Source organism: Candidatus Neomarinimicrobiota bacterium (assembly GCA_018647265.1).
Classification (GTDB): Bacteria; Fidelibacterota; Marinisomatia; order Marinisomatales; family TCS55; genus TCS55.
On the sequence record JABGTK010000173.1, the window covers coordinates 1 to 12,715 of the forward strand.

General features: G+C 39.3%; 8 protein-coding genes. 5 read left to right on the forward strand and 3 right to left on the reverse strand.

Features of this window, described 5'->3' with window-relative positions; translation table 11 throughout:
• The 5 genes from HN459_10055 to HN459_10075 form a co-directional block, all read left to right on the forward strand.
• On the forward strand, positions 1-791 hold a 791-nt coding region (locus tag HN459_10055), incomplete at its 5' end, for an HAD-IC family P-type ATPase (GenBank protein MBT3479784.1).
• 173 nt (positions 792-964) lie between these two features.
• Positions 965-4,039 (forward strand): TonB-dependent receptor, encoded by a 3,075-nt coding sequence (locus HN459_10060; GenBank protein MBT3479785.1) that lies wholly within the window; start codon positions 965-967, stop codon positions 4,037-4,039.
• A gap of 38 nt (positions 4,040-4,077) precedes the next feature.
• Positions 4,078-7,986, forward strand: coding sequence for a T9SS type A sorting domain-containing protein (locus HN459_10065; GenBank protein ID MBT3479786.1), 3,909 nt, complete (start codon positions 4,078-4,080; stop codon positions 7,984-7,986).
• A gap of 20 nt (positions 7,987-8,006) precedes the next feature.
• Positions 8,007-9,101: a PorV/PorQ family protein gene (locus tag HN459_10070; GenBank protein MBT3479787.1), complete on the forward strand. Its 1,095-nt coding sequence runs from the start codon at positions 8,007-8,009 to the stop codon at positions 9,099-9,101.
• Between the two features lie 111 nt (positions 9,102-9,212).
• A complete protein-coding gene (locus HN459_10075; GenBank protein ID MBT3479788.1) occupies positions 9,213-11,060 on the forward strand; it encodes an ammonia-forming cytochrome c nitrite reductase subunit c552 in 1,848 nt (615 codons plus the stop codon).
• Here HN459_10075 and HN459_10080 read toward each other — a convergent pair.
• The 3 genes from HN459_10080 to HN459_10090 all read right to left on the reverse strand — a co-directional run.
• Positions 11,057-12,151 (reverse strand): M23 family metallopeptidase, encoded by a 1,095-nt coding sequence (locus tag HN459_10080; protein ID MBT3479789.1) that lies wholly within the window; start codon positions 12,149-12,151, stop codon positions 11,057-11,059. The two genes, HN459_10075 and HN459_10080, sit on opposite strands and share 4 nt — an antisense overlap.
• A complete protein-coding gene (locus HN459_10085) occupies positions 12,120-12,545 on the reverse strand; it encodes a type II 3-dehydroquinate dehydratase (protein ID MBT3479790.1) in 426 nt (141 codons plus the stop codon). Before HN459_10085 ends, HN459_10080 begins: the two co-directional genes overlap by 32 nt.
• Positions 12,546-12,564: 19 nt before the next feature.
• On the reverse strand, positions 12,565-12,715 hold a 151-nt coding region (locus HN459_10090; GenBank protein ID MBT3479791.1), incomplete at its 5' end, for a hypothetical protein.

The following is a 12,715-nucleotide window of genomic DNA, read 5'->3' on the forward strand; positions in this document are numbered from 1 at the left end:
CTGCCAGCGTTGAAAAACATTCAACTCACCCGCTGGCTGTCGCCATTGTTCAATTAGCAGATGAAAAACAAATTGGGTTGGACGAAGTAAAAAATATTCAATCCACAGCAGGGAAAGGGATTATTGCCAGATATGGTAGTTCTTCCATAAAAGTGGGTAGTGCAGGTTTTGTTGAATTTCAAGGAGAGATTAAAGAAAAAGGGTCCATTGTATTTATCGCCATTGATAATATAGTTTATGGCGCCTTTATTCTATCGGATGAAATAAAGAGTAATTCAGCCAGCACTATTCAAAGTCTTAAATCAAACAAGATTAAGACAGTTATGCTTACCGGCGATAAAAAGGATGTGGCTGAATCCTTGGCGGCACAGATTGGAATTGACAATATTTTCGCTGAAGTATTGCCCGGGGATAAATCCAATATTATAAAGTCCCTCCAGGAAAAAGGTGAAATTGTATGTATGGTTGGGGATGGTATTAATGATGCCCCCGCACTGGCCCAGGCGGATGTGGGTATAGCCATGGGTACGGGGACAGATATAGCCATGGAAACAGGTGACATCATTTTGGTCAGTGGAGATCTAATAAAACTCAATCAAGCATTTATCCTCGCTAAAAAGACGTTTCAAAAAATTAGACAAAATTTATTTTGGGCCAGCTTTTATAATTTAATTGCCATTCCATTGGCAATTTTTGGTGCTTTGCATCCTGCTTTAGCTGAGGTGGCTATGGCATTTTCATCCATAAATGTGGTGGGAAATTCCAACCGCCTCCGTCGAGAAACACTCTGATTTCGACTTGATATAGCATCTATTTTTACTTATAAAAAAAAAGTTTGCACATACTGAAATATTCTGGTATGTTCGCGGTCAGAGGTAAAAGGGGATAGGTGCGTTTTGGCGCAAATGTCCGCCTATTTTAACAAAATTTCGACAACTCACATAACAGCAACGTGGAGATAAATATGAGAAAACTCACTATCTTGCTCTTTGCCATGATCTTTTCTGTTGGTCTGTACGCACAGAACCTTGCAGGTAAATTGAGTGGTACTGTTTCATCTGATGGCCAGCCATTAGTGGGCGCCAACGTCATACTTGAAGGAACTTCAAGTGGGGCAGCAACAGATGAAAATGGAACATACTATATTTTTGACGTACAGCCGGGCACATATACGCTACGGGTAAACTATATTGGGTATAAAACCCAAATAGTATCAAATGTACGCGTAACAATTGGTTTAACAACCGTTCAAGATTTTGGACTGGAAGTAGCCGCAGTTGAAGGGGAAGTAGTTGAAGTAACTGCTGAAAAACCTTTGATTGAGGTTTCCCAGACAAATGTCGCCAGAACAATTGACTCAGAAGCTATCGATAATTATGCCGTACGTAATGTTACATCGATGGTTGCCAGTCAAGCCGGTGTAATCAAAATGCATGACGGCCTTCACATCCGTGGTAGTCGTTCAAATGAAATTGGCTACACACTAGAAGGTGCGTCCATGTCTGGCGCCAGCGGCAAAGTTGTTTCAAATGCAATCCCAGAAGCTTTGGAAATAATAGCTGTTCAGGTTGGTGGGTTTGACGCTAGTATTGGTAAAGCCAATGCTGGATTGGTTCAACAGTCACTTAGAACAGGTGGAAGTAAATTGTCTGCCTCAGTCCTTATTGAAGGAATGCAAAGCGGTGATCCCGGGGCAGCAACAGGAGATAATGATTTTACAGCAAGATTTGGTGGTCCAATCGGCGATAAAGTTCGCTTTTTTGCCGCAGTTAGAAAGTCTCATACTGATAATTATTCGAGTTCTAGCAGGTGGTTCACCCCCTTTACGATTGCTGACGGTATTCCTATCGCTGATAAAATCGGTGGTTTGACTGCATCCGGCGACATGGTTGTCCTGGATAGCAATAAAGGGAATATGACATTTCGCGATAGCGATGGTGATGGCACTTATTCAGATGGCGATGAAATCCGCGGACAAAATAGTGGCTATGCTTTTGATAACGTAAGTGATGATTTGAATTTCAATGGTACACTTCAGTTGGATTTAAACCCGCTCGTTTTGCGTTTAGCAACCACATACAATTCTTATACTAGTTCAGGCGCAGGTAAGCCCATATCGAACATGTTCAATTCTCGTCGTCATGAGACGGAGGGAAAAAATTATATGATTAATCTGAAAGCAACTTATTTTTTAAATGCGAAAACTTATATTCGTACAAACGTACGTTCTATGAATCGTACTTACGAAACTTATGATAAGGCGTTTAAGGACAAAGGGACGTTCAAAACAGGGGGCGATAGTCAATTAAAAGATTGGCTCAAATGGGGAGATAGAAACGAAGTTGCTAAGGTAGATACAAACTGGGCGAAGCATTTTGGTACGCCAGGGGAAAATCCTACGCAAGAATCTTTTAGATATGTTGAACCATCGAGTTATAATGTGAATGGTTTCCGTTTTTCTCGTGACGGCGCTCGCCGTGGCGGATACAGCAAAGGGGAAGATGGTTATATAGGCTTTGATGCTGAATTTGTTACCCAAATGGGTGAGCATGAGGTCAAAATTGGTGGTGATTACACGAAATGGGGTTACAAACGATATAGCTATAGCGGTATCAATTCTTTGAATTCCAAAATTGGTCAGGATTCAACGCTAACAGTTGCTGTAAACGGACAAACAGACAGAATAGTAACCGAAATTGTGCAAGGGCGTTTATCGTCTTGGATTGGTTATGACCCATTGGGAAGAGATTGGAATGCATCTAAAGTTAACAATGCGTATGATAAACCAAGAGAACCGTGGAATATGTCATTTTATATTAATGACAAATTTGAAGCTGGGGATTTGATTGTAAATGCTGGACTTCGTTATGAAGCAATTAATCAAGCCAATGTTGATTTGAAAGATTATAACAATGCGCCATTGGATAAAAATGCAACCATTGTTGCAGCTGATCATGCTGAATATGGTTTTAAAGATATGCCAACCCAGAGCTATCTTATGCCACGAATCGGACTTGGGTTCCCCATTTCCGACAAGTCCACTTTCCATTTAAACTATGGTAGATATGTACAAATGGCTCCAATGAGTCAGCTTTATCGTAGCCGTGGTTCAGGTACATCTTCTTGGGGACTGGAACCTGTAAAAGAAACCAAGTTTGAAGTCGGATATGGTACACTCATTGGCGAAATTGCTTCACTAGATATTACGGTTTTCTCTCGCAATCCTCAGGATCAGGTTAGCCGTGATACTTATGAGCCGGACAATTCTCCAGGCATGAACGCTTATGGCTTGAGAGAGCACACCATATACGTAAATTCAGATTTTTCAAACATTATTGGTGTTGAGTTTGATTTCAAAACATCTCGCGTTAATAACATGCAATTGTTTGCAAACTACGTCTTCCAAGATGTGAGAAGTACAAACTCTTATACGAGTACTTCAACAATCGGTTGGGGTAAGCCTACAATGATTTCAGCCACCCGTTATGACCAGCGACACCAGGCCAATGCAGTCCTAGATTACCGGTCAGGTAGAACGGGTAACCCAATAACGGACAATTTTGGTGTAAACTTAATTGCTTCTCTTAACAGTGGGCATCCATTTACACTATCTGATGGTTCGATGGGGCAGCGTGACGCAGGTGAAGGTGCTCTTCTTTCGGATAATGACCCCCGGAATAGGGCGCCATTGGAAGCACTTAACTCATCTTTAACACCGAGTTACTTTAATTTGGATCTTGGTTTGGATAAAACATTCAAGCTTGCAGGTACAAATTTTAAAGTTTATGCAACGATTACAAACTTGTTGAATACAAAACATATAATCAATGTGTATAACCGAACTGGCGATGCGTATGATGATGGCTTTTTAAGCGACCCAGCTTTAAGTGCTCTTATTATTGAAGGGCGTGGCCCTGAATATGTCGAAATGTATCAAAAAATTAATTTGGCCAACCGGAATCACTGGTTGAACGATCACAGTTTTGATATGTTCGGCATTCCTCGCGAAATTAAAACAGGTATCCAAGTCTCCTTCTAGGGTGACTGAGAATACTAATAAATATAGTGGAGAATTTTATGAACTTCAAAAAATCAATCACTTGGATAATCTCGATTACCCTTCTCTTAGCTTCGCTTGTAAGTGCTGAAGTAATTAAAGGGGATAGGGATGCAGGTAAAACGGCTACAAGCCGTTTGGCAAAAATTACATCGGAAGGCCCAAGTGCTACATTTTTCAACATTAATAGTTGGAAAATTCAAATGGAAAACCAAGGGTTTTTCTCGTGGGATGGAACTTCGCACGGATCTGCCGGAAACTATCCTAAAGGGATGGGAAGCGTTATCTTTGCAGAAGGGATCCTTTGGGGTGCCAGAGTAAATGATAAATATGGCGTAGATGCCGATGGAGAAATTCTTACGGATGGAACCGGTGGTGGAGTGCCAAAAATCAGGGTTAACGGCTCTATGTATAATACCGGTCTTAAGGCTGGTAAAGTCCTTAGAGATGCGAATGGTAGAATCAAGTCTACTGGTTATTCTGAAGATTATCGCGACCAACAAATTTGGCGCGTACGGAAAAACTGGAATACAGCTGACCTTCGTGGTGATATTGCAATTATTAAAGATGCCAATCCAACTTCTCTCACTGACGCTCAAATTGAAGCTGGGAAGGCACAATACGAAGCTGATTGGACAAACTGGCCTGCCGATGAAGGCGCACCATTTGATGATGTAAATGGTGATGGTGTTTATACGCCAGCTACATGGGACGCAACAAATTTAGCTTGGGTTGGAGACATTCCAGGTGTTCCTGGCTCAGATCAAACTGTTTGGACTGTTGCTAATGATCTTCCTGATGAACATACTGGTGGTGCAACTGTCAGTGTTTCTGAGGGTGGTTGGGGATCGCCGCCAATTGGTTTCGAAATCCAAATTACACTTTGGGGATATGACTTCCCATTTTCTAATCCCTTAGCAAGCATGATGTTCAAAAGAGCTAGGATTAACTATGTTGGTCTCCCAGGTGGACCTGCTAATGCAACCTTAGATACAGTATATTTTACACAGTGGTCAGATCCTGATCTTGGGACTTATACCGACGACTATGTTGGATCGGATACAACCTTGAGTTTGGGATATGTTTATAACGGTAATACGTTTGATGATCAATTTTTTAATTCATATGGTAGTGCGGTACCTTCCGCTGGATATGACTTTCTTGAAGGTCCTAAAGTCGACGTAAATAATGATGGCATTATTGATACTTTGGGAATGACAAGTTTTGTATACTTTGCTGCAGGTTCGTCAATTAGTGATCCTGACACAAAAGTATATGCAGGAACGCTGCAGTGGTTTAACCTGATGGAAGGCTATCTTCCGAGACCGGCATACCCAACACAACAGCCTTTTGTCGATCCAATTACTGGGGAAGCAGAAATATATGTTATGGCCGGTGACCCAACTACAGGTACAGGTTGGATTGATGGAATTATTTTACCACCTGGCGATCGTCGTCTTGTGATGAATACAGGTCCTTTTTCCATGGCTATTGGTGATACTCAAGACGTAGTTGTTGGGTTAATTGGTGGTATGGGTGAAGATGCACTGAGTTCTGTAACTGTAATGAAATATAATGACAGTTATGCGCAATATGCATATGACCAAAAATTCATATTGCCAGTTCCACCGAAAACCCCAGAAGTAACTGCTTTTGAAGGAAATGGGTATATCGGATTGGATTGGAATAAAAATTATGAGCTAATAGAACAAAAGGTTATTGAAGGATTTGTTTTTGAAGGATATAAAATTTATCAATTACCTTATGCTTTAGCAAATCCTGAAGAAGGAATACTGGTTGCAACTTTTGATGTAGATAACTTGGTAAAAGTAATCTCTGGTAAAAAAGTTGACTTAAAATCAGGATTGCTTTTGACAGTCCCTGAGCATTATGGTAGTGATAGTGGTATTCGAAGAGACATTAAAATTACCACTGACCACCTTAGGAGCCGTCCAATTACAAATGACCGCCCATTTTATTATGGCGTAAGTGCATATTCATATAATAAAGCTTTGGCGGCTGATCCTACTGCGCCATTAAAAGCGCTTGAGTCTCCTATGACAAGAATAACCGTAACACCAAAAATGCCAGATCCTGGTACATCTTACGATGTATCTATAGGTGAAGCGTTAACCGTAACGCATTCAACTGGTACGGCGATTGCAACCGCCGCCGCTTCTGTTATGGACCCGTCAGCTTTAAAAGGAAATGAATATGAAATGTTCATTGATAATCAACATTACTATCGCGATGTAGATGGTATTTGGAAACAAACAGCATATCCAGATTCTGTAGGCAAAATGCTTACAAAATCAGTATCAACATTTGATTGTTCCAATTCTACAATAACAGCAAGTGCTTTGGCTTCGGCTAAAGTAGGAACAGTTGATTTAACCTTCACTTTTGATATGGACTGTGGTGACAATTGGGTTGATGGTATTGTACTTGATCTACCTGATGATATTACAGTAAATAGCTTTGGTACACCGGTGACAGGTTCATCGGCTGGACAAAATATCGCCAATGCAAGTGGTACTTTGGACGCCGCAACCAATACCATTACTTGGGGAAATGCACTTAGAAGTGAATGGGGTGGAGTAACTGGAGATGCAGTCTGGGTTGTTAATACAAGTCTTCCTGCATCGTATCCGCTCTCCATTGCATATACTGTTTATGATGATGCATATGATGGTACAACCGTAGATGCTACTGGTTCAGCCACAATAACTGAACTTGGCTATGAATTCAAAACCATCAAACATTGGAATGTGAGAAATAAAACTGCCGGTACAGTAGTGATTAATGATCAATTTATCCTTGATGGATACACAATAGATCATGTTGACTATAAGGGTATATTCCAAGAAGGTGGTGCATACTATGGTGACCATTTAGCGTCTGCAGAAGGATTCAAAACAACCTTAGTGGGTGGTTATGCTGCCCCTGTTGATTTTAATTCAGCAAAAGTAACAGGATCAGGATCTTTCGATATTGGTAGTTATGGTGCTTATGGTTGGGCAAAAACTGCTAAATCAATCCATGCGTATGGTGCTGGTTTTGCAGATGTAGATCATTTACAAAAAGACGTCAAAATTGTTTGGGACGGTGTATATGGTGAGGCGCTTGCCAATGGATATGTTCCTGTTGAATCAGGCGGTTCTCAAGCATGGCTTTATAATGCTAGGGGATACGATATTAAAGACCATTTAGATCCAGGGAATCCTGGGACAGGCGATCCATTCCTCATAACAGTTCCATTCAAAGTATATGATATGGAACCAGAAGGTGGTGGTGATCCAGTTCAAATTAGTATCATCGTATATGATCGAATAGCGGACCCTGCCGTAACGCCATTTTATGCATTTAATCCAAACGATCGGATGTATACAAACTTCGTTCTTCGCCCGTATGAAGAAACCTTGGTGGATTTTAAATCCAATGAGGCATTCCTTACGTGGAATGTAGTTTGGTGGGAATCGGCTCACGTATTAGGAGATGTTATAAACTTTGTTTATGCTAACCCATTGCAGGTTGGTGGAGATGTCTTCTCTTTTACAACACCGGCTCCGGGGAATAGATCTCTAGTGGCAAAGGATCTTGAGAAAATTAATGTTTTCCCAAATCCATATATGGGTTATCATGATTTGGAACAAGCGTCACCAAACCTGCCGCTTCCAAAGTATGTAACATTCAACCATTTGCCTGCAACAGGTAAAGTTCAGTTTAGAGTATTCAATATTGCAGGTACACAGGTTGCTAGTTTCCAGAAAATTACAACAACCCAATACCAGCAATGGGATATGAGAAATTCGAATAACTTTCCATTAGCAAGTGGAGTTTACATAGTACATATTGATGCAGATGGAATCGGCGAGAAAATATTAAAACTTGCGATTGTCACTGAAGAAGAATTTCCGAAACGCTATTAGGGTTTGAAGGAGCAATTATCATGAAAATTAAAAAAATAGTAAAAATAGCTTCCATTTTGGTTCTATCATTAGGATTATTAATGGCTCAAGCAAAAAACAAATATGATGGCGATGCAGGTAGTGGTATGCGCAATGGTACCGCAGCGGCAAGTCAACTCTTGATTCCACAAGGGGCAGCCTATTTAACTGGTGGCGGTGCTGTTGCAAGTGCTACTGGTGTTGGTGCATCTTTTTGGAATCCTGCAGGCGTTGTACGAGCAACGAGCAAGTTAGAAACATCCTTTTCAAACAGGACATATATTGCTGACATGTCAGTACTATTTGCCGGTGTGGCGATGAAGTCTGGGAACAACGCATTTAGTGTTAACATTCGCTCAATTGATATAGGTGAAATTCCCGTTACAACAGTGTTTCAACCCGATGGAACTGGTGAAAAATTTCGCCCGTCAAACTTCACAGCTGGATTTACCTATTCCCGTTTGATGTCAACAAAGACTTCTATGGGATTAACGCTCAATGCTACCTCAGAAGGGTTTAAGCGAGTAAAAGGGACAGCATTAACTATTGATGCCGGTGTTCAATATACAGATTTTCTGAATGTGAATGGTTTAGATGTTGGTGTTGCTGTAAGAAATTACGGTCGCCCAATGCGGTATGATGGCTCTGGCTTGTTACATAAAGCACAGGCCCTTGACAGTGACCGTCTTACACAGTTGATGAAAATTGAAGCTGCAGAAGCTGACGTCCCAATGTTGTTTGAACTAGGTGCCTCTTATACAATCGCTAATATGATTAATGTGAGTGGTTCCTATGAAAGTAATAGCTTTGAACAGGATAAACTAAAACTGATGGGTTCTTATAGTCTCCCTGGATTGGTGACTGTTCGTGCCGGTTACTTAGCAGATTTGGAAACTATTACACTTAAGGATGATCCTGAAACAACTACAGTTGATGAAAGTAAATCAGAGATTGAAAATATCTTTGGTGGTGTTTCATTTGGTGGTTCACTTTATCTTAAAAAATATTTGGGTATTAATGCATCGATTGATTATGCATACATCCCTGCTAAATATTTTGACGGTAATACAGTATTCACATTGAATGTTGGTTTCTAAGAAGTAATACTTAAAAACATTAAAAAGCCCTGTCAATTTTGACGGGGCTTTTTTTTGTCTAATTGTAATATATTAAACCGTATGAATTATCGGTTGATTCCCCAATGCCTATTGTTTTTCCTCATTTCCTTTACTGGATGTTCGAAGAAAAAGAATGCTCAAAAAGCACTCACGATACCCCAACCTTCTAGAACAGAACAAAATAGTAAGGTATTATTTTCCGATTTCGTCGGATCAAAGCAGTGCCAATCATGCCATAAAGATATTTTCAGCCAATGGAAAAAATCCACCCATGGTAAAGCAGGTGGATATCCCAATGAAGTTAATATTATAGCACCATTTAATGGTGATCCAATCATTTTAGCTGATGTGATTATTTATCCAGAAAAAAATGATAATAATTACCAGTTTAGAATTATTAATAAAAAAACAAAAAATGAGCAAAAAATAAATGTTGAAGCCGTGGTTGGTGGTGGTTTTATGGCTGGAGGAGGGACTCAAACCTTTTTTGGAAAATATGAGGATGGAACATATAGGTTTTTACCATTTGATTTCAGTCGTGATGAAAATAGTTGGTTTGTCCAGGTAAAGGGGAGTGAAGAATGGGAGTTAGTCAATAATGAAATAAGATTGAACCAATTATACAATTGGCCCCCACATCGTGTACTTGGTGAAATAGATGATATATCTAATTGTCAAAATTGTCATGGTAGCCAAATAATTAGTGAAAAGGTGGGAAATAATTATAACATGCGATTTACCTCTCTTGCCATTAATTGTGAATCCTGTCATGGACCTGCAAAAAAACATGTTACAATCATGTCTGAAATTGTTCGGGGAGTAATTAAAAATTCAGAATCAATCGGGATCAATAGCTTAGTGGGCATTTCACCAAGAGAAAGTCTCAATTTATGTTTCCAGTGCCATGCGGTTAAAACGCCCTTAAAAAATGGATATTTACCCGGGGAAGATTTAGAAGAATACTATTCACTTCGATTGGCCTTGTTGGGAAATCAGAATCCTTATTCTGTTGACGGCAGGATTAAATCTTTTGGATATCAGCAAAATCACATATTCAGTGATTGCTTTATTAATGGTTCCATGACTTGTACCAGTTGTCATAATCCCCATACTCAAGATTATCAGGATATTAATAAGAAAACATTGGTCGATCGATTTGACGACCAACAATGCACTGCATGTCATGCTGCTATTGGGAAGAACCCACCTGCCCATACATTTCATAAAGTAAATTCGCAGGGGAGTAAATGTGTTTCTTGCCACATGCCGTTTCGACAAGAAGGAGGAATTGGGAATCAAATCAAATTCACAAGATCTGACCATACTATTGCCATTCCTCGACCTGTTTATGACAAATCTCAAGGATTTGAATCGTCATGTATTCAATGTCACTCTGATCAAACAGAAGAGGAATTGCAGGTTTCTACGAATCAATTGTGGGGATCTATTAAACCTATGAATGCTGTCATTGAAAACCGATTAAAAATAAATAATGAAACAAGCGAAAGAGATGCCATCAACTTATTGCTTCAGCCCCAATTGAAACATAGTATAGGACAATTTGCCAATTTGAGCTATTTCATTAAAAGATACTTATCACCCGGGATGGAATTTATTAATCCCGAAATTGTGGAAAAATTAAAGGCATATTCCGAAATAGATGATGATATTGATCTTAAAGCTTTAGCTTTGGCGGGGCTTCATTACAGTCAGTATAAAAATCCAAAAGTTCGTAATTATTTATTGGGGCAATTGGATAAAATAGAAAGAGAAGAACATTCAGTCCGTCTTCGTTGGGGACTTATTTTAGATTATTTTGGTACTGTTTTTTATATGATTGGCGATCGTCCGCGCGCGATAGAGTGTTATGAATTAGCAAGACAAGTATTACCGGATGATAAAAAGATTAAAGAAAATTTAGCGCGCGCGAAAAGTTAATCTTCAAATATTGACCTAAGAGTCGGGTACAGTTTTTTATAGGGCAAATTCTGCCCAAAATAATATTCTCCATTTTTATTCTGTAATATTAGTTCCCAATGGAGGTGTGATTCATCACGAGTACCTAATGTACTCGGACGGGTTCCTGTATTTCCAGATTTGGCAAAAACTTCGCCTGCTTTTATCTTATAACCAGGTTTTATATTTGAATTGATATAAGATAAATGTGCATAAATAGTAATGGAACGATATCCTGGGAATAAATCAAATCCATGATCAATGAAGACTGCCTTCCCCAATAAAATACTATTAAAAATATCTGACGGTGTACGTTTCAACTTTGCAGCACGATTTAATATTTCAATTCTGAAATCAGCCGGGACTTCTTTATAATTCAAATCTGATCGTATTATAATTCCATCTGCCACCGATTTTACAGGTGTGCCCCAATTAGAAAAAAAATCAATCCCACGGTGAACCCCAGAACGATAATCTCTTGGGGCATTAGGAAGTCTTGATCCTTTGGTTGGAATTGGCTGACCGTCGCAAGGTAACATTAATGATATGGTGGGAGAAATAAGGGTAAAATCAGGGATTCTCCCAGCTCTATCAAATAAAGGCTCTATCGGTTGGGTAGAGTTCATCTTCTCGAATACACTGCGGATATGGGGCATTACAAAGCTTGTATCGATAGAATAAGTAACCACTATGAAATCATCATTAGCTTGAAGGCTTGATATTGCTCTACCCAATTTTTGATCAGGAATTTCATTTTTGATCAAATCATGGTACATCACTTTTGATGAATCATGAATTCCCGGTTGAGTTAAATCAACTAATCTGTTTATTGAGACAGGATGTTTTGCCAATTGGGTCAACGAGTCTAATTCGGACAACTTATGATTGGTGGTGATTGTTGCAGTTAAACTATCTCCGGAAAATTGTATAACCGGTTTTATTGAATTATTTATCTCCTCGTCTAATTTTGGCGGTATATGAACAGGCTTAACGCAAGCAGCCAATATGGCAAACAGTAAAATCGAATAAAGTTTCAAGAATTCAGCTTTGTTTTTGTAGAGCGTCCACGCCATCAATATAAATTTTATTGGGTGGACCGATAATTGTAGAAATACAGGAAGTAGAAAAAATTGAATTTTCTTTTTGTATATCACCATACTTTTCAGAAAAAAGTAATTGTACTGTAGGAAGCTGGGTTATTTTAATTGCATCAAGAATTGAATATTCAAATCTTGCCCATGCCATGGGTGCAAATATGAAACCATCCGCCCAATTACGGTTGCGTTGAATAAAATTAATAGCTTGAAACACTTTATGTGTTTGTGTGATTTTTAATTCAATTTCTGAATTCCGGACATGCCGTCGCAATGCAGTATTAATTTTATCTAACGTTATACGCTCATGGGCTTGAGAAGAAATTGAGCCAAGGAGGTTTGAGTTGGGGCCATGTAAAACAAGTATTTTCATAATTTATTAAGGTAAAAATTTACCGCATAGGAACCAAATGACCGATGATATAGCCAATAATTATTCCGATCAATAAAGCCAAGGTAAGAACTCTGGATTTGGTGAATTCCCTGCGGTAGCCTTTTTTTATTGCTACCGCCCCCACAAAATAACCGAGTGCATTCAATATC